General features: G+C 54.5%; 19 protein-coding genes. 13 read left to right on the top strand and 6 right to left on the bottom strand.

All coding sequences use genetic code 11. From position 1 onward, the window contains the following. Positions 1-9: 9 nt before the first annotated feature. Positions 10-1,482, bottom strand: a complete 1,473-nt coding sequence (gene pdxR, locus AC2FC2_RS15435) for a MocR-like pyridoxine biosynthesis transcription factor PdxR (protein ID WP_490659490.1) — start codon at positions 1,480-1,482, stop codon at positions 10-12. 170 nt (positions 1,483-1,652) lie between these two features. On the opposite strand from pdxR, the gene AC2FC2_RS15440 reads away from it, so the two are divergent. Together AC2FC2_RS15440 and AC2FC2_RS15445 are read left to right on the top strand one after the other, a co-directional pair. After that, on the top strand, positions 1,653-2,648 hold the full coding sequence (locus AC2FC2_RS15440) for a DMT family transporter (protein WP_209638851.1): 996 nt from the start codon (positions 1,653-1,655) through the stop codon (positions 2,646-2,648). 155 nt (positions 2,649-2,803) lie between these two features. Beyond that, positions 2,804-3,433 carry a CatB-related O-acetyltransferase gene (locus tag AC2FC2_RS15445; protein WP_209638853.1) on the top strand — a complete coding sequence of 210 codons (630 nt, stop codon included), beginning with the start codon at positions 2,804-2,806 and terminating at the stop codon, positions 3,431-3,433. A gap of 171 nt (positions 3,434-3,604) precedes the next feature. Here the strand turns inward: AC2FC2_RS15445 and AC2FC2_RS15450 are convergent, their stop codons facing one another. From AC2FC2_RS15450 to AC2FC2_RS15465, 4 genes are all read right to left on the bottom strand, one after another. Then, entirely contained in the window at positions 3,605-4,420 is an 816-nt protein-coding gene (locus tag AC2FC2_RS15450) for an MrpH family fimbial adhesin (RefSeq protein ID WP_209638855.1), read from the bottom strand. Between the two features lie 568 nt (positions 4,421-4,988). Further along, positions 4,989-6,506, bottom strand: coding sequence for a tripartite tricarboxylate transporter permease (locus AC2FC2_RS15455; RefSeq protein WP_209638857.1), 1,518 nt, complete (start codon positions 6,504-6,506; stop codon positions 4,989-4,991). An 11-nt stretch (positions 6,507-6,517) separates the two neighbouring features. Then, the gene (locus AC2FC2_RS15460) at positions 6,518-6,949 is read right to left on the bottom strand and encodes a tripartite tricarboxylate transporter TctB family protein (protein WP_209638858.1); all 432 of its coding nucleotides are present in this window, start codon (positions 6,947-6,949) and stop codon (positions 6,518-6,520) included. Positions 6,950-6,961: 12 nt separating this feature from the next. Next, positions 6,962-7,942, bottom strand: coding sequence for a Bug family tripartite tricarboxylate transporter substrate binding protein (locus tag AC2FC2_RS15465; RefSeq protein WP_209638860.1), 981 nt, complete (start codon positions 7,940-7,942; stop codon positions 6,962-6,964). Between the two features lie 298 nt (positions 7,943-8,240). Between AC2FC2_RS15465 and AC2FC2_RS15470 the strand changes: the two genes are divergently transcribed. The 3 genes from AC2FC2_RS15470 to AC2FC2_RS15480 all read left to right on the top strand — a co-directional run bounded on the left by AC2FC2_RS15470 (position 8,241) and on the right by AC2FC2_RS15480 (position 10,862). Next, entirely contained in the window at positions 8,241-8,561 is a 321-nt protein-coding gene (locus AC2FC2_RS15470) for a hypothetical protein (RefSeq protein ID WP_265555630.1), read from the top strand. 221 nt (positions 8,562-8,782) lie between these two features. After that, positions 8,783-9,457 (top strand): transcriptional regulator TctD, encoded by a 675-nt coding sequence (gene tctD / locus AC2FC2_RS15475; protein ID WP_209638864.1) that lies wholly within the window; start codon positions 8,783-8,785, stop codon positions 9,455-9,457. Further along, entirely contained in the window at positions 9,444-10,862 is a 1,419-nt protein-coding gene (locus AC2FC2_RS15480; RefSeq protein ID WP_265555633.1) for a sensor histidine kinase, read from the top strand. The genes tctD and AC2FC2_RS15480 overlap by 14 nt, the downstream gene beginning before the upstream one ends. Here the strand turns inward: AC2FC2_RS15480 and AC2FC2_RS15485 are convergent. Further along, positions 10,859-11,761 carry a DMT family transporter gene (locus AC2FC2_RS15485; RefSeq protein WP_209638868.1) on the bottom strand — a complete coding sequence of 301 codons (903 nt, stop codon included), beginning with the start codon at positions 11,759-11,761 and terminating at the stop codon, positions 10,859-10,861. The two genes, AC2FC2_RS15480 and AC2FC2_RS15485, sit on opposite strands and share 4 nt — an antisense overlap. Before the next feature lie 117 nt (positions 11,762-11,878). Here AC2FC2_RS15485 and AC2FC2_RS15490 point away from each other — a divergent pair, with 117 nt between their 5' ends. The 8 genes from AC2FC2_RS15490 (at position 11,879) to dedD (ending at position 19,980) form a co-directional block, all read left to right on the top strand. Next, the gene (locus AC2FC2_RS15490; protein WP_209638870.1) at positions 11,879-12,652 is read left to right on the top strand and encodes an AraC family transcriptional regulator; all 774 of its coding nucleotides are present in this window, start codon (positions 11,879-11,881) and stop codon (positions 12,650-12,652) included. Between the two features lie 174 nt (positions 12,653-12,826). Beyond that, entirely contained in the window at positions 12,827-13,948 is a 1,122-nt protein-coding gene (gene pdxB / locus AC2FC2_RS15495) for a 4-phosphoerythronate dehydrogenase PdxB (protein WP_490659491.1), read from the top strand. Between the two features lie 90 nt (positions 13,949-14,038). Further along, positions 14,039-15,049, top strand: coding sequence for an aspartate-semialdehyde dehydrogenase (locus AC2FC2_RS15500; RefSeq protein ID WP_209638874.1), 1,011 nt, complete (start codon positions 14,039-14,041; stop codon positions 15,047-15,049). Next, a complete protein-coding gene (gene truA, locus AC2FC2_RS15505; protein ID WP_209638875.1) occupies positions 15,049-15,870 on the top strand; it encodes a tRNA pseudouridine(38-40) synthase TruA in 822 nt (273 codons plus the stop codon). The genes AC2FC2_RS15500 and truA overlap by 1 nt, the downstream gene beginning before the upstream one ends. 75 nt (positions 15,871-15,945) lie before the next feature. Beyond that, on the top strand, positions 15,946-16,608 hold the full coding sequence (locus AC2FC2_RS15510) for a DedA family protein (RefSeq protein ID WP_020827873.1): 663 nt from the start codon (positions 15,946-15,948) through the stop codon (positions 16,606-16,608). A gap of 233 nt (positions 16,609-16,841) precedes the next feature. Beyond that, positions 16,842-17,750, top strand: coding sequence for an acetyl-CoA carboxylase, carboxyltransferase subunit beta (gene accD, locus AC2FC2_RS15515; protein ID WP_209638877.1), 909 nt, complete (start codon positions 16,842-16,844; stop codon positions 17,748-17,750). Between the two features lie 211 nt (positions 17,751-17,961). Then, positions 17,962-19,227: a bifunctional tetrahydrofolate synthase/dihydrofolate synthase gene (gene folC / locus AC2FC2_RS15520; RefSeq protein WP_490659492.1), complete on the top strand. Its 1,266-nt coding sequence runs from the start codon at positions 17,962-17,964 to the stop codon at positions 19,225-19,227. After that, positions 19,228-19,980 (top strand): cell division protein DedD, encoded by a 753-nt coding sequence (gene dedD / locus AC2FC2_RS15525; RefSeq protein ID WP_209638881.1) that lies wholly within the window; start codon positions 19,228-19,230, stop codon positions 19,978-19,980. Positions 19,981-20,130 lie beyond the last annotated feature (150 nt).

The following is a 20,130-nucleotide window of genomic DNA, read 5'->3' on the forward strand; positions in this document are numbered from 1 at the left end:
GCCCATGATTTAGGGGGGAGCGGCGTGTTCTGACGTCATCACCTGACGAATCGCCCGGCATAGTCGGGCGATTCCTTCTTCAATCAGCGGCGGCGTATTGGCCGCGAAATTTAATCGCATGCCATGGGCGCCACGTTGCTCCTCGGCATAAAAGCATTCTCCTCGCGCAAAGGTCACTCCTTCTTTCCAGGCTACCGGCATCAGTGCTTCGGTACTGACGCGGGTAGGTAGCGTCAACCAGATGAACAGCCCGCCTTCCGGCGTTTCAAACTGACAGCCATGCGGCAGGTGTTGCTGCAAGGCTGCCACCATGGTGTCGCGGTGCTGCCGGTAGATGCGTCCGGCGCGTCGCAGCTGCTTGTCGTAGCGCCCAATGGTAACGAATGCGTCCAGCGCTCGCTGGATCAGGTTCGAGCTGGTGAAACTGTCAACGTGCTTTAGTCGGGCGATCCGTTGGTAGTGTTCGCTGTCTGCCACCAGATAGCCGATGCGCATGCTGGGCAGCAGCATTTTGGAAAAAGTACTGACATAAATCACCGTGCCTGGCTGTGCCAGAGCCCGTAGCGAGGGCAGCTGTTTGCCGTTGTAGCGCAGATCACCGACAAAATCGTCTTCCAGTATCATCACGCCAGCCTGTTGGGCCAGCGCCAGCAATTGCCGACGGCGGGCCTCACTCAGACAACGGCCGGTGGGGTTTTGGAAGTTGGGAATGGTGTAAATCAACTTTGGGCGGTGCTTTTCCAGCAGGGCGGGCAGTTGTTCAACCCGCATACCGTGACGATCGCTGGGGAGGGTAACGATATTAATGCGATGCAGGCGCAGTAACCCCAGAATTTCGGCGTAAGTGGGTTGTTCGACGATCACCGTATCTCCCGGCTCCAGCAGGCTTTGTACAATCAGGCTGATGGCGTGCTGCGAGCCGTTGGTGATCAACAACTGTTCCGCATGAGTAGGAATGCCCTGGGCGGTGAGAATGCGCCCCAATGTATCGCGCAGAGGGTAATACCCGCAGTACTCGCCATAGCTGAAAGCGTCCTCTGCATGGCGGTTGAGCACCGACAGCAATATCTTGCGGAATTCCTCCTGAGGAAACACTTTTGGGCTGCCAACACCGGCGGCAAAGTTGATGACATTGTTCGGCAAAGGCGTATCGGGGTAGCCATCCAGCCGCGAGGTCAGGGTGGTGAAACGTTCTGCCGGGAACAGCACATCGGGCTTTGGGCGCGGCTGAGCGGGGTGTTGCAGCGGGTGTGATACATAGGCACCGCTGCCGCGCCGTTGATGCAGAAAACCTTTGGCGGCCAGTTCGGCATAGGCATTCTCTACCGTCAGCCGGCTGACAGCCAATTCGCCGGCGAGCGTACGGGTGGAGGGGAGTTTATCGCCATCGACAAAAATACCGCTTAGGATTGCCCGCCGCAGCGCCTCTTCAATTTGCAAATACAGCGGAACATCCTGCTGACGGTCTAACGGAATATGCATGCGCAATTGGCTCGGTTAACGGTGCGGATTTTTACTATACCCCATAGCAACTGGCCTTCAAGCGGATAAAAGTGGCCTGCATAACATCAGGGCAAAGTGGCTCTGGCGGCAAAGTTGTGTGGCGTTAGAATCTCTGCCCAGGTGTATTACCGCAGTTTTTTGAGGGTGTCATGTCATTACCATCAGGTATTTCAGCCAGGCCGGTTTTACCGGGCGCGCGTTTTTTACAGGGCAGCAGTCAGGGATATGCGATCGCGATTATCAGCGCCATGCTACTGGCTTTTACCGCCATCATTATTCGTGTACTTACGGAGTATTATCACCTGCCGACCTTTGTGCTGGCGTTTTGGCGAGCGGCGCTGGTTGCGTTGGTGTTATTGCCGATTCTGTTGTTATTCAAGCCTGAGTGGGCGCGCTTACAGCGTTCACAGGTGCCATTTTATGCTTGTTATGGCCTGTTACTGGCGGTGTTCAACAGTTTGTGGACATTGTCGGTGGCGCTTAACGGTGCGTCGGTGGCAACCATTCTGACCTATTGTTCGGTCGGTTTTACCGTGTTCCTGGGTTGGATGATGTACAGCGAGCGCCTGAGCCTGCGTCAATTGGTGGTGATTGTGGTCAGCCTGGGGGGCTGCTTCTTGGTCAGTAACGGCGACAGCATGGGCAACAGCCATTTCAATGTATTGGGATTGCTGGTGGGTATGTTGTCAGGCATTGGTTATACCCTTTACACGTTGGGGGGGCGGGTGGCGACAGAGCGCCATTACCCGGTGTGGAATACCATTTTGTATGTGTTCGGTTTCTCGGCGATCTATCAGTGGTTGTTCAATGCTGCGCTGACGTTATATCCGTTGGCGGCATTCCATGGCATGACCGGCTCGTTGTGGTTCTTGTCCCATGGCGTTGAGGGCATCGAGTGGCGTGGTTGGCTGTTGCTGCTGACTTTGGCGGCAGGCCCGACGCTGTTGGGATTCGGTTTGTACAACATCAGCTTGAAAACCTTGCCATTGGCGGTGGCTAATCTGATTTTGTCGCTGGAGTTGGTATTCACGGCGGTGATCGCCTATTTCCTGCTGGGGGAAAACATGAATCAGTTGCAGTTGCTGGGCAGCGCGCTGGTGATGGGCGGAGTATTGATGCTGAAGAGCAAGACGGCGGAGGCGTGATTTGTTACCCTTGGGGCGAAGTTTGGAGGCATCAATGACGAACAACCCAAGATTAAAACGGGCGTTAATCGCTTAATCAGGCAGTGTTTTGTGACCGAAAACACTGCCACAGACACTAGGCTGTGGCTCTTGTAACAGATTACAGAGAAAGCGCCATGACTGAAAAACACTGGTCAAAAACAGAGTTACTGCACCAAACGGTGACCAATCCCAACATTATCGTCAAGGGAACCCACAGCTATTACAGCGACTACCTGGATGACGGCTTTGAACGCTCCGTGGTGCGCTATTTACACGGGGATGCGGTGAGTCAACAGTGGCCCCCGCTAGGGGCGATAGACCAATTGCTGATTGGCGATTATGTCTGTATTGCCGCAGAAACCGTTATCCTGATGGGGGGGAACCATACCCACCGCATCGATTGGTTTTGCCTGTACCCGATGATGGAAAGCATCCAGGCTGCCTATAAACCGAAAGGCGATACCCGTTTGGGGGATGGCTGCTGGATAGGGATGCGGGCGATGCTGATGCCGGGAGTGACCATTGGTGAAGGGGCGATAGTTGCCGCAGGCAGTATTGTGACGTCGGACGTTGAGCCTTACACCATTGTGGGCGGTAATCCGGCGCGACCGATAAAGCTGCGATTTACCCCGCAGATCATTGCTCGGTTACTGGCTTTGCGCATTTATGATTTGTCAGCCGAGGATTTTGCCTGTGTGCAGCCCTTGCTGGCGGGCAATGATATTGCGGGCCTGGAGCGAGCGATAAGCGAAATTAAGCGTTAAATGAACAGGGCAGGGGCGTTATCCTGCCCTGTTGACTCACTCAGCCTTGGTTGTTTCAAACGCCAGGCGGCGTTTGTGAATATACCGCAACCCGGCTTGATTCAGAGTAAGGCTAAACAGTGTAATGTGGTGGTCAATATAGGTTGACTACCGGGGTTATGCAGCAGACACCTAGAGGAAGGCAATGTAAATAATAGCATTCCCCGAGAAAGGTCCGGGACTGATGATTTCATTGGCTGTCATTTTTGCTTTCAGGCTTATATTTTTGGGTGTTTTACCCATTAAATAGTAATCAACACCCGTCCATGCGGACTTCCCATCCAAAAATAGCGTAGAATAAAAATTCTTGTTGCCATTTAAATAAATTCTATCTTCGCCTAATGTCGACTGTGAATATATTTTTACAGTTCCTGTTAGGGAGCACTCAACTGTTCCCTGAATGTTTCTTTCCGCCCCGTAAATTTCATCTTGCGTAAGCGTACCAAAATCTATCACCGTTGGGATATTCACATTACAAGATTGGTTTGGTGGGGGTAATTTACCGCAAACAGAATTGGGCCATAAAAGTGCACCTCCGGATATTGAAGGTGTCCGTGTATAAAAAAGCCCAACGCAGCTGGCATCACTGCCATTTACTTTATAAGGCCTTGAGGTCCAGGGAATGCCAAAGGAAGCTTTCCACGCGATCTCTACTTCTTTTGCCGTTCTGTAATTTTCAATTCGGAGACAGTTGTTAGACTCTATACAGGAACCATATAGCCCCGGATATCGGGTACTGTATTTTACATCCGGACCAATAAAACAAGAGGCCCATCGATAGCAAGGGTTGAGATCGGATGTACTCTCATCCCATGCAACCAAAGATTGAACCACCGTCCAGTTAACAAAAGAGACAGGAAGCATATATGCGCCAGCGACAGCTTGCTGAGAGAATGAAAAAACAATAAAAAAAATGAAATTTTTATACATTGCAATCCCTGGTTTCATATTAATTCCCATTCCATTGTGAAGTTTTTCATGCAGATCCGTTTGTGTTTAAGATGAAAATGATATTCGATGTATGAAGCGGTTTCGTGCAGCGGTGAGGCGTGTCATTTATAATCCTGATTTATAAATGGTAATCATTAGATTGGCCGATTTAATAATTTTATTATAATGAACGCTGCAATTTATATATTGACTAATTTTTGTCGTGTGGCAAATCACTTATACCGATCGATAAAATTCAATCAATAGTCAGATTCTATCAAATTTGTTTTATGAATCGGTTATATCGATCGATTGGTTTCTTGCGTTTTTCCGGGGGCAGAGCAGATAAGATGATATCTGGATGAGGGACGCCCGCTATCCCGTGCATTGCCAAGTTTTAGGCTGTGTTTGGGTGGCAATGCGGGGACAAGGTAGGAAAAAAAGCATCAACAATGAAATCCATACCGTGTTCAAACAAAAAAATCCGGCGTCAGGGGGCTGACGCCGGATTTGTCTCTCGCTGGTCGGATCGTTCAAGCACGCTTAAACGATCGGTCTTAGGGTTATTACCCGCCCCCCTGACGACTTAGTCGGCGTTAGCCGCTTCCGCCGACACGCGGCGTTTGCGCAATTTACGCAGCAATGGCGGCAGCACCAATACAGACACTGCCAATACCAGCAGCGTTTGCGCGATGCTGCTGCTCCACAAGATGCCAAACTCTCCGTTGCTGATCGACAGCGCCCGGCGCAGGTTTTGTTCTAACATCTCTCCCAATACGAAACCCAAAATGAGCGGTGACATCGGGAAATGCATTTTCCTCAAAATGTAACCAAACACCCCAAGTCCGATCATCAACAGCAGGTCAAAGGTTGTGCTGTGTACGGCGTATACCCCTACCGCGGATACGGCGGCAATCGCAGGTACCAGGAACCACAGTGGTATGGTCAACATACGGGTAAACAGGCCCACCAACGGCAGGTTCATGATCAGCAAGATCACGTTGGCAATCAGCAGTGCGGCAATCAACCCCCAGACTATATCGGGCTGTTCAGTGAACATCGCCGGGCCTGGTGTGATGTTGTACAGCGTCAGCGCGCCCATCATGACTGCGGTGGTACCAGACCCAGGGACACCCAGCGTTAACATAGGGATGAATGAGCCACAGGCTGAAGCGTTGTTGGCCGCTTCTGGCGCGGCAACCCCGCGAATATCCCCTTTACCGAAGGTGTCGCTGTTGCCGCTGATTTTCTTTTCGGTCATGTAGGTGAGGGCGCTGGCAATCGTGGCGCCGGCACCCGGCAGGATGCCGACAAAGAACCCCACCACGGAAGAACGCAATGTAGGGCCCACGCACTGAGCGGCCTCTTTGCGGTTGAACAATAACCGACCGGTTTTGCGCACCAATTTTTGTCCGCCGCTGGTGCTTTCCAGCATCAACAGAATTTCACTGACCGAGAACAGACCGATAACGACCACAATGAACTGCACACCGTCGGAGAGGTGGATGCTGTCGAAGGTGAAGCGGTAAACACCCGTGTTAGCGTCCACCCCGACCGTTGCCAGTCCCAGACCAATCAGCGCCGCCAGCAACGATTTCAGTGGGTTTTGACTCATCATGCTACCCAGACAGGCAATAGCGAATACCATCAGAGCAAAATATTCGGCCGGCCCGAACGCCAGCGACCAACGCGCCAACAGCGGAGCGAACAGGATAATCCCGCCGATAGCAATGAGTGAACCGGTAAAGGAGCTGACCGCCGAGATCGACAGTGCCACGCCGGCACGGCCTTGCTGCGCCATGGGGTAGCCGTCCAATGCGGTCATGATTGCTGCGGCGTCACCCGGGACGTTAAGCAGTATTGAGGAGATGCGGCCACCGTATTCACAGCCGATATACACCGTTGCCAGCAGGATCAGTGCAGACTCGGCCGGCAGCTTAAGGGCAAACGCCAGTGGCAACAGGATTGCCACGCCGTTGATTGGCCCCAGCCCCGGCAGCAAGCCGACAATCGTGCCGACGAAGCAGCCGATCAGGGCGATAATCAGGTTCTGTGGCACCAGTGCCACCTCGAACCCTTGAGATAAGTACATCCAGGTATCCATCGTCGCCCCCGTTAGCTCAGCCAAACGCCGAGTGGCAGTGTTACATCAAGTAAGCGGTCAAAGGCGTAATACAAGGCTACGCCCATGAACGCGCCGGACACTAAAGCTGCCGGTAGACTGGCCTGGAACAACAGGCCAATGCTAAAGGTCAGCAGCGCGGTTGCCAGCGGAAAACCCAGCCATTCGAAGCCCCAGGCATACAGCACCAACGTAATGACCAGTACCAGCAGACGTTGCATCACCTTGTTATGTGGCCACTCAACGGCCTGCGGTTTGTTCAGCAGCAGCAGTGCAGCACACAGTGCCATCAGGCTGAGAATGGCCAGAGGGAAGGGACGTGGCCCCAGGGGTTCGTAGCTGTATTCGCTCTGGATCCCCCAACCGATAAACAACCCCCCAATGCACAACAGCAGCCAGAGACCGGCGAAAATGCGATCGCTCATGGTATCCCCCTGTTACTTGGCCAGGCCGAAAACTTTGGCTTGTTCGCGGTACTGATTGACCTGGTTTTTCACGTAGGCATCCAGTTCTTTGCCGGTCAGATTGAATTCGAACAGGCCACGCAGATCACGTTGCTTTTTGAACTCTTCGGTCGTCATCATTTTCTGGAAGGTATCGAGCCACCACTGGTATTCCTCTTCGCTGACCTTCGGGCCGACGTAGAAGCCGCGGATAATCGGCCAGACCAGATTGAAGCCCTGTTCTTTGGCTGTGGGGACATTCGCTAACTGGCCAGGCAGACGTTGGTCAGCATAGACCGCCAGTACGCGAATTTTGTCACCCTGCAAGTAGGGAACCATTTCACTCAGATCGCCTGATACCGCCTGAATGTGGTTGCCGAGCAGTGCGGTCACGGGCTCGCCGCCGCCTTCGAACGCGACGTAGCGCATTTTATGGGGATCAATACCCACTTCACGTGCCAGCAGGGCCGTTTTCATCCAGTCCTGGCTCCCGATAGAAGCACCGGCACCGAACACCACGCTGTTTGGATCTTTTTTGAAGGCATCCATCAGGTCTTTTAGCGTTTTATACGGCGAGTCGGCGCGGACGGCGATCATGCCGTAGTCGGTACCGACAGCGGCCAGCCATTTCACGTCATCCACGTTATAACGGCCGAATTTTCCTTGTGACAGATTCAGCAGTGATCCACCGGAAAAGGCAACCACCGTGCCGAATTCTGCCGGCCGCTGGGCGACGATGGCGTTATAGGCGACCGCGCCGACACCACCGGGCATATAGGTGACGCGCATCGGTTTATCGATAGCGTGGGTTTCCTGCAAGGACACCTGAATCAGCTTACAAGTGAGGTCAAATCCGCCGCCGGGCTTGGCGGGGGCGATACATTCGGTACGTTTCGGTGCTTCCACGGCAAAGGCTTGATTGGCTGCCAACAGCAGAGCGGTAGCGGTCAGAGTGCGGGTGATTATTTTTTTCATTGCTTTCCCCAAGGTATTTTTCTGTCGTTGCGGATCCCCGCCGATACGGGTTGCTGGATTGTTAAATCAACAACCTTTCATTTACCTTTCAACGGACGAAAAAGTTTTCGGGATGTGATATGCATCTCCTGTTGGGGGCAAAACACCTGTGCTGAAACAGCAGATTGCCTGTGCGCTAACACATGTCAGGGCGCAAGAACAGCCTGTAAACTTGGCTTAAAGGCTGCGTAATGTCAGTTTTACCCTTTTTGTCTTGAGATAAAATGATTAAAAATAAAATGATGATGGGGGGATTGATATGTTTTCATTAGGGAAATTATTCGGTGGCAGGGACAGCGCCAAAGTCAGTGCAATCAAGATGCTACCAACGGCCTATGATGAGATGACAGGGGCCTCGGGGCATTGCCGGTTGAAGCGCCTGCGCCCGGATATCGGTGTTTTTGAACTGCACTTCTCCAAAGATAATGGCGAAAAGTATGCTTGCCAGATGACCGCCTGTGTCACCGGCATTGATATTGTTTTTTCCACCAATAATCGCACTGTGCTGGTTTCACCCCCGTTCAGTCCTGCCAAATTACAGCCGGTATTTGATATTGCCCTCGCCGACAGCGAAAAATAATACCTCGACCACGACGTTAGCCGCCCTCGTCGACAGTTCAGGGTTTATTCAGTGCCGCAATTGTGTTCCAGCTCCCAAAACTGGTCCGGCATAACCCTTCTATCACAGCGGCTTCCATGCCATCCTTCTGTTATAAACATGTTAATTCGTATGACGCCGGATCCTGATGCGATAGCGCAGCATTCGGCCTGCGAGCATAGATAAATCAATGGAATGGAAGCATGCGTCTGTTATTGGTTGAGGACCACCCTGAGTTATCCCATTGGTTGCAAAAGGCGCTGACCGGTGTCGGCTTTGCCGTCGATATTGCGCCAGACGGGTTGGCAGCCGACCATTTGCTGTTAAATGAAACCTACGCGTTGGTGGTGTTAGACGTGGCATTGCCGCGCCTGAATGGTCTGGAACTGCTGGCCCGATTGCGCAAACGTGGGCAGGACTTGCCGGTATTGCTGTTGACGGCCAGAACCGACGTGGCCGATCGGGTGAAGGGACTGAATCTGGGTGCCGACGACTATCTGACGAAACCCTTCGAACTCGATGAGCTGGAAGCCCGCATTCGGGCGTTGCTGCGCCGCAGCGTCGGTGTCACTCAGCAAGCGCTGCAATACGGTGCGCTGACTTATCACGATGAGGGCTATTTCCAACTGGACGACAAGCCGCTGCAACTGACACCGCGTGAACTGGCGGTGCTGACGGCATTGATTCACCGCCGTGGGCGTCCGGTTGCCAAACAGCAGTTGTTCGAACAGGTATTTACCTTGGCCGATGAGGCTAACCCGGAGAGCATTGAACTCTATGTTCACCGGTTGCGGAAAAAGCTGCAGGGCAGCAATGTGGCAATTATCACTCTGCGCGGTCTGGGCTACAGCCTGGAGCTTTGCAATGAGGTGGTTTAACGCGCCGCAATCGTTGTTTTACCAACTGTTATTGTTCTTTGGCTTACCCCTGCTGGTGTTAGGCAGTATCTCGATTTATACCCACTATTTCAGTGCAATGAACGCCGCCACGCTGGCTTACGATCGTACGCTGCTGGCATCGGCGCGCACCGTGGCGGAGCGGCTGGTGGTGCGTAATGGGCGTTTGGAAGCGGACGTCCCCTATGTCGTGCTCGACAGTTTCGAGCGCAACATGAACGATCAACTTTACTACGAGGTGATCTCGCCAGAAGGCCGAAGCATTTCTGGCTATGACGATTTGCCGCCGATGCCGCCCCATATTCTGCGTTCAAGCTTGTATCCCGCATTGGTGCATTTTTATGATGCCGAGTATCGCGGACGCCCGATTCGCGTTGCCGCCTTGTACCAACCCATCAACGAATCTGGCGTGATGGGCATGGCAACCATATTGGTGGCTGAAACGCTGGAGTCACGCCGCTATCTGGCGCGGCAGATGATGCTCTCTGCGCTACTCAGTCAGGGGACCGTGGTCGTGTTGACCATGATCCTGGCCTTTGGGCTTCTCAAGCGGGTGCTCAAACCGATGCGCAAGCTTTCAGGCATCATGTTGCGACGTGATCCGGGGGAATTAACGCCGCTGCCAATGGTGTTGCCCTGGTCGGAAATGCAGCCGCTACTGCTGGCGTTTAACCGTTATATCGAGCGGTTGCGAGTGATGGTGGCACGTCAGGAGCGCTTTAGCGCCGATGCTTCACATCAATTGCGGACGCCGTTAACCGTGCTGAAAACGCAGGTAGGGGTTGCGCTGGCAAGCGATCAGCCGGAGCAGTGGCGGGAAAGTCTGGTCGCGATGAGCGCCACATTGGATAACACCGTGGCGTTGACCGATCGTCTGCTTTATCTCTCAAGGCTCAAAGCCCATGAACACGATGCCGATCGCAAGTTGCAGCCGGTGAACCTGGCGCAGGTGCTGCGAGATGCGTGTTTTTCGCGTCTGCCACAGGCGCGCAGTAAACGTATCGATCTTGGCTATGAGGGAGAGTCGGTATGCTGGGTGGGGGGAGAAGCGCTGCTGCTGACGGAACTGTGCGCCAACCTGTTGGATAACGCACTGAAGTATACGCCGCATCAGGGCATGGTAACGGCAAGGCTCATCATGGACAGATTGGGCGGGGAGGGGGTACTGGAAATTGAAGACAGCGGCCCAGGCATTGCCCAACAGGACACTGCGCAGGCGCTCCAGCCGTTCCATCGGCTGGATAACGTGGGCGATCAACCCGGCGCAGGGCTGGGGTTGGCGCTGGTGAGCGATATCACCCGTTACCATGGCACCCGCCCAGAGTTGTTAACCTCGGCCACTCTGGGTGGCTTACTGGTGCGGGTGCGTTTTCAACTGTTACCTTAGCTTTCGCACTCTGCGGCTTGTTTCGCTTTACGCGCCAACGGAGTACGTAGGCGCTGTGACAGGATTACGCCGAGCAGAGTAATGCCGCCGCCGATCAGGTGGTAACTGTGCAGGTGTTCATGCAGGAACAACACTGCAATGATGGCGGTAAATACCGGTGCCAGATTCATAAAGATAGATGCCGTATTGGCCCCCAAGCGCATAACCCCGTGGATCCACAAGTATGGCGCGATAATCGACGCAGGGATGCCGGCGAACAAGACCAGGGGGATATTCTGACGGGTTAACGCGACGTCTTGCGCCATCAGGAAATTCGGCAACAACAACACCACGCCGAACAGTATCTGTACATACAATGACTGCCAGTTTGGCAGAGCAATCGCCCAGCGTTTGGTCAGCACGCCGTACAGCGCATAAGAGGCGGTAGCCGCAAACATCATCAATTCACCTTTGCCGATACCGTGGTGCAACAATTCCGCCGGGTTACCGGCGCTGACCAGCCAGATCAGGCCCCCCAAAGACAACAGGCTGCCGATAGCAATACCCACCGTTGGCGCGACGCGCAACAGCACAATGCTGATCAGAATGGTCAGTAATGGGATCAGCGAGACAATGATACCCATAAACAGTGCGCTCACGCTGTGTGCTGCGTAGTACGCCAGGCTCTGATACAGCACCATGCCAAGCATGCCAAGAATCATCAATTTCCACCAGTTGGCACGTATTGCCGACCAGTGACGAACTACGCCAGGCAACACGAAGGGGGTCAGGGTGACGAGCGCCAGGAGCCAGCGATAGAAGGAAATGGCGGCCGGATCGATTGCGGTGGCCGAGAGCTTGCTGACCACGGCATTGATTGACCAAATCAAGACCGCCAGCAAAGGGAAGAGCATATTCATGATAATTATTCTCATTAACGACTGACATGCTGGCTAGTTTACGCGTGTCCGGTTTATTATATATAGTGATATCCAGACAATATTTATCCTAAACAAGACAAGTAACGGGACGAAACCATGCCAGAAATCCGTCATTTCCCCGAAGCGCTGATCCCTGCACCGCGTCCGGTGCAATTCCGCTGCGAGGAATTCAATGCGCGTACGGAGTTCCAGCCCCACCGTCATAGCTGGGGGCAATTGATGTGGGTAAAGGCTGGGGTCATGGTGTTACGCATCGGCGGCCAGCGTTTTCTGGCTCCGCCGGAGTTTGTGCTGTGGGCACCGGCGGAAATTGAACACTCCTGTTATAACCAACGTTTGGCACAGTGCCGCATGGTGGATATTGCCTTGCCGCTGTGCGCCGGGCTGCCGGAGGCGCCTTGTCTGGTGAGTGTCACCCCGATTTTTCGGGCCATTGCCGAAGACTTCTACGCCCGCAAACAATACATTCCGCAAAGCAAACAGGATCTGCGCCTGTGTCGTGCGCTGATCGACCAATTGCATGTTTCGCCGGTGCAACAAACGTATTTACCCACATCCGAAGACAAGTTCCTGGCACCGGTACTGGAAGCCCTGGAGCACTGCCCATCGGACAATACCTCACTTGCCGCCTGGGCTGCCCGCGTCTATACCACCGAGCGCACGCTATCGCGACGTTGCCAGCAGGATCTGGGCATGTCGTTCAGCGAATGGCGCCAGCGGCTGCGCTTCTTGCACGCCGTTTCGCTGTTGGAACAGGGGAAAACCGTGCAGGAGGTCGCGCTGGACGTGGGGTATAGCTCGGCATCGGCGTTTATCGTCATGTTTCAGCAAATCGCCGGCACGACACCCGAGCGCTTTCGCCGGGCCTGATTCAGTGGCACACTATTTCCCAGATAACCCTTCATACTTGACGTTGCCTCTGTTTGGCTGCGAGCACACCCCCGTCACTTACTTGAGTAAGCCCCAGGGGATTGCTGCGCTTGCCACCTCGATGCAACGCCAATTATTTTGGGTATAAATAGCCGTAAACCGTCGGAGCAATAAGTGAAAATCCTGGTCGATGAAAATATGCCGTATGCGACTGAATTGTTCAGTCGTTTAGGGAATGTGCAGGCCGTGCCTGGGCGCCCGATCCCGAGCGATGCGCTGGCAGATGCCGATGCGCTGATGGTGCGTTCGGTCACTAAAGTGAATGAAGCGCTGCTGGCCGGCACCCGCGTTGGTTTTGTCGGTACCGCAACCGCGGGCACTGACCATGTCGATGACGCCTGGTTGCAACAGCAAGGTATCGGTTTCTCTGCGGCTCCGGGCTGTAATGCGATTGCCGTGGTGGAATATGTGTTCTCTGCACTGATGCTGCTGGCAGAACGCGACGGTTTTCAATTGCGCGATAAAACCGTCGGCATTATCGGTGTCGGCAATGTAGGGTCGCGTCTGGACGCCCGCTTGAAAGCCTTGGGTGTGCGTACGTTATTGTGCGATCCACCGCGTGCTGAACGGGGCGATAGCGAGGAATTCTGGCCGCTGGAGAAACTGGTGGCAGAAGCCGATGTCCTGACCTTCCACACGCCACTGAATAAATCCGGCCCTTATCACTCGCTGCATTTGGTGGACGCGGAGCTGTTGGCGGCGTTGCCGGATAACCGCATTTTGATTAACGCTTGCCGCGGCCCGGTGGTGGACAATGCTGCGCTGTTGCAGGTGCTGGAAAAAGGTAAAAAACTCAGCACGGTACTGGACGTTTGGGAGCCGGAACCGGAACTGTCTCTGCCGCTGCTGGCGCGGGTGGACATAGGTACTGCACATATCGCTGGCTATACGCTGGAAGGCAAAGCACGCGGCACGACGCAGGTGTTTGAAGCCTTCAGCCGCCACCTGGGGCAGCCTCAGCAGATCGCGCTGGCCTCGCTGTTGCCGGTGCCCGAATTCAGCCAGATCCAACTCAATGGGCCGCTGGACGAAGGCAAATTAAAACGATTGATGCACTTGGTGTATGATGTGCGCCGCGACGATGCGCCGCTGCGTAAAGTGGCCGGGCAACCGGGTGAATTCGATCGTCTGCGCAAGCATTATCAGGAGCGCCGCGAGTGGTCTTCATTGCGCGTCCAGTGCAATGACAGCGCCAGTGCGGAGCTGCTGAACGCGCTGGGCTTTTTGATAGCGTAAGGCTTTCTTAAGCCACAGCGACTAATTTTGTTATCAGGGCGGTGCATTAGCCGCCCATTTGCATTTGAATAAATACTCTGGAGAAACCCAATGTCTGACGGCTGGAATATCGCTCTACTTGGTGCCACTGGCGCGGTAGGTGAAGCGTTGCTGGAATTGTTACAGGAACGCCAGTTCCCGGTGGGCGAACTCTATCCTTTGGCCAGCGAACGTGGTGCAGGTGCGACCGTGCGCTTCAATGGCAAGTCAGTGCTGGTGCAAAAAGCGGAAGAGTTCGACTGGTCGCAAGCTCAGTTAGCATTCTTTGTTGCCGGTACTGAGGCCTCGGCTCGCTATGCGGAAGAAGCAGGCAATATGGGGTGCCTGGTGATCGACACCAGCGGCCTGTTTGCGCTGGAGCCGGATGTTCCACTGGTGGTGCCTGGGGTTAACCCGCAGGTGCTGGCCGATTACCGTAACCGCAATATTGTTGCCGTGGCGGACAGCATGGTCAGCCAACTGCTGACCGCAATCAAACCGCTGACCGAACAGGCCGGGCTTTCTCGCCTGCACGTGACGACCCTGATGTCGGTATCGTCACGCGGCAAAGTGGCTGTCGACGATCTGGCGGGCCAAAGTGCACGCCTGTTGAATGGTATTCCCGCTGAGCCTGGCGTTTTCGCCAAGCAGTTGGCATTCAACCTGTTGCCGTTGCTGACCGACGAGCAGGGCAGCGTGCGTGAAGAACGTTTGATTGTCGATCAGGTGCGTAAAGTGCTGCAGGACGAAGGGTTACCGATTTCCGTGAGCTGCGTGCAGTCGCCGGTGTTCTATGGCCATGCACAGGTCGTTCATCTGGAAGCCCTGCGCCCGATGTCTGCGGAAGAAGCACGTAGCGAACTGGAACAGGTGGATGATATCCAATTGAGCGAAGAAGACGATTACCCGACTCAGGTGACGGAAGCTTCCGGCAGCGACGCGCTGAGCGTTGGCTGCTTGCGTAATGACTACGGCATTCCTGAAATCCTGCAGTTCTGGTCGGTAGCTGACAACGTACGCTTTGGTGGCGCATTGATGGCGATCGAAACCGCAGAACGTCTGGTGCAGGAGCAGATGTACTGATGTCCGAGGTTGTCTTGCCCACCCAGCCGACCTTGAAAATCGCGCTGGGGATTGAATATGACGGTAGCCGTTATTACGGCTGGCAGCGTCAGCAGGAAGTGGCCAGTGTACAGGCCTGTCTGGAACAGGCGTTGAGTAAAGTGGCCAATGCGCCGATCAACGTGCTGTGTGCCGGACGTACCGATGCCGGGGTGCATGCTACCGGCCAGGTGGTGCATTTTGAAACCACCGCGCAGCGTAAGGATGCCGCCTGGACGATGGGGGTAAATACCCATCTGCCGCCGGATATTGCTGTGCGTTGGGTGACCGGCGTTGCTGAAGATTTCCATGCACGCTTCAGCGCTACGGCACGCCGTTACCGCTACATTATTTATAACCACCGTTATCGTCCGGCGGTATTGCAGCAGGGGATGACGCATTTTTATCACCCGCTGGATGCCGAGCGCATGGAGAGGGCGGCGCAGGCGTTGTTGGGCGAAAACGACTTTACGTCGTTTCGCGCCGTGCAATGTCAGTCACGCACGCCATGGCGTAACGTAAAACACGTTAAGGTTACGCGCTATGGTGAGTATATTGTGGTAGATATCAAGGCGAATGCCTTTGTGCATCATATGGTTCGCAATATTGTCGGTAGCCTGATGGAAATTGGCTGCGGCAATCAGGATGAGAATTGGATGGCCGAATTACTGGCACTGAAAGATCGTAATCTGGCTGCGGCGACGGCGCGGGCCGAAGGGTTATACCTGGTTAGCGTTGATTACCCTGAGCACTTTGCCCTACCCCGGCCCCCAATGGGGCCACTGTTTTTACCCGACGATTAAACGCCGGCGCGCCTGACGCGTTGTTCCCTTGTGTACCTGCCGAGTGGGTGAGACACCCGGTAAAAGAGAGAACCTATGGACATCATCAAGTTTGTGATTGATTTTATTCTGCATATTGACGTGCATCTGGCTGAGCTGGTGGCGCAATACGGTATGTGGGTGTACGGTATTTTGTTCCTGATTCTGTTTTGCGAAACCGGGCTGGTGGTTACGCCGTTCTTGCCAGGGGATTCTCTGTTGTTCGTTGCGGGGGCGTTGGCGGCGTTGCCGACCAATGATCTGAATGTACACACTATGGTCGCGCTGATGATAGGTGCGGCGATACTTGGGGATGCGGTGAACTACACTATTGGACGGCTATTCGGAGAAAAGCTTTTCAGCAACCCGAATTCGAAAATCTTCCGTCGCAGTTACCTGGATAAAACGCATCAGTTTTATGAGAAGCATGGCGGGAAGACGATTATTTTGGCGCGTTTTGTACCGATCGTGCGCACATTTGCGCCGTTCGTTGCCGGAATGGGGCATATGTCCTATCGCCATTTTGCGGCTTACAACGTGATTGGTGCGCTGGTTTGGGTGTTGCTGTTCACCTATGCTGGTTATCTCTTCGGCGATTTGCCGATCGTGCAGGAAAACCTGAAACTGTTGATCGTGGCTATCATCATTGTTTCAATTCTGCCGGGCATCATTGAAATTTGGCGCCATAAGCGCGCGGCTGCCCGCCAGCAAAAACAGTAAAAACATCGCTTAACCTGTCGGTTCGACCAGTTTTTTGTCCACAGTGCCGGGCCGATATGGTTTAATGAGCGACATTTATGGTCTGTTCCTGTGAACAACCTTGAAATCAGTGCCTCTGTCGCGCGCTTGTCGCGTTTTACTCGGGCACTTTTTCATTGGGTCTGTTTACGGGGGGATTGTTAAAGCATGAACTGCGGACTGGCGTCTGCCAGGTTCAAACAGAAAGGTCATCGATGAGCTGGATTGAACGAATTCTTAACAAGAGCAATATTACCCAAACCCGTAAGGCGAGCATTCCTGAAGGGGTTTGGACCAAATGCGATAGCTGCGGTCAGGTTCTCTACCGCGCCGAGCTGGAGCGTAATCTGGAAGTGTGCCCAAAATGCGACCACCACATGCGCATGACTGCGCGTATGCGTCTGCATACTCTGCTGGATGAAGGCAGTGAAGTGGAGCTGGGTAGCGAACTGGAACCGAAAGATGTTCTGAAGTTCAAGGATTCCAAGAAATACAAAGATCGTCTGGTTGCCGCACAGAAAGCAACCGGTGAAAAAGACGCGTTGGTCGTGATGAAAGGCACGTTATATGGCATGCCTATTGTCGCCGCGTCGTTTGAATTTGCCTTTATCGGCGGTTCCATGTCGTCTGTAGTCGGTGCACGCTTTGTGCGAGCTGTTGAGCAGGCGCTGGAAGATAACTGTCCGCTGGTGTGTTTCTCAGCCAGTGGCGGTGCCCGTATGCAGGAAGCGCTGATGTCGCTGATGCAGATGGCGAAGACCAGCGCTGCGCTGGCGAAACTGCAGGAGCGTGGTCTGCCGTACATTTCAGTACTGACTGACCCGACCATGGGTGGCGTTTCCGCCAGTCTGGCAATGCTGGGCGATATCAACATCGCTGAGCCGAAGGCGCTGATCGGCTTTGCCGGCCCACGCGTTATCGAACAGACCGTACGTGAAAAGCTGCCGCCGGGCTTCCAGCGCAGTGAGTTCCTGATTGAGAAAGGCGCGATCGACATGATCGTGCGTCGCCCGGAAATGCGCCAGACCTTGGCGAGTATCCTTTCCAAACTGACCAACCAGCCACAGCCACATTTCGATGAAGCTGCGCCGGTGTCTGCACAGGAAAATCAGGCCGACGCCTGAGGCAAGTCAGTCACCCGTGTTGGCGCAAGCCAACGCGGGGTTCAGCCGCCATTTTGTGGCTAAGTGGCGGCTGGAAATACCCGATGGATCTCGAGCAACAGCGAGTCACGCTGCGGCTTGAAAACATGGGGTATCATGCAGAGCATCGCCTTTACCGCGGTGAGGGTGGTGCCCTGATGGATTAATGAACCCAAGTTCAGTGACGGGACTCATGCAAAACCACCAAATTCCCCAAGCCACGTCGCCATTGAGCTCGTGGCTTTTTTATCTGGAACGTCTGCACAGCCAGGCGATCGAACTCGGCCTGGAACGCGTACAACGCGTTGCGGAGCACCTTGATTTACTCACTCCTGCACCGACGGTGTTCACCGTTGCCGGCACTAACGGCAAGGGCACCACGTGCCGCACTCTGGAAGCGATTTTGATGGAGGCGGGGTTGCGCGTTGGCGTCTACAGCTCACCACATCTGGTACGTTATTCCGAAAGGGTGCGCATTCAAGGTGATGAGCTGAGCGAAGCCGAACACAGCCGTTCATTCGCCGTCATTGAAGCGGGCAGGGGTGAAACGTCACTGACCTATTTCGAATTTGGCACTCTGTCGGCCTTGCAACTGTTCAAACAAGCTAAGCTTGACGTGGTGATCCTGGAAGTTGGTCTTGGTGGGCGTCTGGACGCGACCAACATCGTCGACCCGAGCGTGGCAGTGGTGACCAGCATTGCACTGGATCACACCGACTGGCTGGGCAGCGACCGCGAAAGCATTGGCCGCGAAAAAGCCGGGATTTTCCGTGGCGGTAAGCCGGCCGTCGTGGGGGAACCGGATATGCCGGCAACCATTGGGCAAGTGGCGGACACTCTGGGTGCGCAACTGTATCGCCGCGGCGAGGCCTGGACCTTTAGCGAACAGGGTGAGCGCTGGCAGTGGGAAGGCGGCGGTACCTTGCTGACTGACTTACCGATGCCAAACGTGCCCTTAGCCAATGCGGCGACCGCACTGGCTGCATTGCATTATTCTGCGTTGGAAATTGATGAGCGGGCGATTTTCGCCGGTCTGCAGCAGGCGACCTTACCGGGACGTTTCCAGATTGTGCGGCGTGAACCGACATTGATCCTCGACGTGGCGCATAACCCGCACGCGGCAAGTTATTTGGCTGGTCGCCTGGCGACGTTGCCGCGTAATGGTGGCAAAGTACGTGCCGTGGTGGGGATGCTTTCGGACAAAGATATTGCCGGTACGCTGGCCTGTCTGAGTGAGCAGGTCGATGAATGGTACTGTGCGCCGCTTGAAGGGCCGCGCGGTGCCAGTGTTGAGCTGTTGGCGCAATATTTAACGGAACCGCGGCAGTTTACCGATGTCGAAACTGCCTGGCGTCAGGCTATGCAGGACGCTGAAAAACAGGATATTGTGATCGTCTGTGGATCGTTCCACACCGTTGCACACGTGATGGCGGCGTTAGACGAGATGCGGGGAGTGTGAGTGGCAAGTAAATTTCAAAACCGATTGGTGGGTACCGTGATTCTGGTTGCGCTGGGGGTGATTATCCTGCCAGGGCTGTTGGACGGTAAAAAGAAACATTACGAGGATGAATTCGCAGCCATTCCATTGGTGCCGAAGGCCGGTGATGTGGAAGAGAACGACGTGGTGCCACCGGTAAGTCAGCCATTGCCGGCACAACCGCCGGAAGGCGCAGGTGCATTGGTTGAACAGCAGGCGGCTAATGAGGCGGCGACGCAGCAGGCCGCGCAGAAGCCGGCTCAGGTCACGCAGGCACCGGTCGAGACGCGTCCGCAACCGACGCCGACGCCAACGCCACAGCCGAAACCTAAACCGGTAGAAACCAAGCCGGTGGAAGTGAAACCAAAACCGGTGCAGCAGCCGAAACCGGTGGAAGTGAAGCCGGTAGCCAAACCTGAGCCGAAGCCAGAACCGACACCGAAGCCTGAACCTGCACCTGTGCAGAAACCGGCGGAAGAGAAAGCACCGGCAGGGCAAGCGTATGTGGTGCAACTGGGGGCGTTGAAGAATGCTGCCAAGGTGAACGAAGTGGTCGCGTCGCTCAGGCTGTCCGGCTATCGTGCTTTCACCGTGCCATCCACACCGGTACAGGGGCAGATTACTCGGATTTACGTCGGTCCAGACGCCTCGAAACAGAAACTGCAGTCTTCATTGCCTGCGCTGAACTCCCTCAGCGGTTTGAGCGGCCAGGTGAAGCCATACGGCGTACGTTAAGAGAAAGGGGCACAGCATGCTGTGCCCCTAAACCTATGCGTGCCAGTATAATCATTAAATAAACTGTGCCTTTCGTAGCTGAAATGGCCTATGTAGGCGCGGCGGTTGGGAATTTTTTTATCGCCGCTTTTTATTTGTAACGTGGTAGGA

The organism is Serratia sp. CoH_122_TC_1, assembly GCF_058191755.1.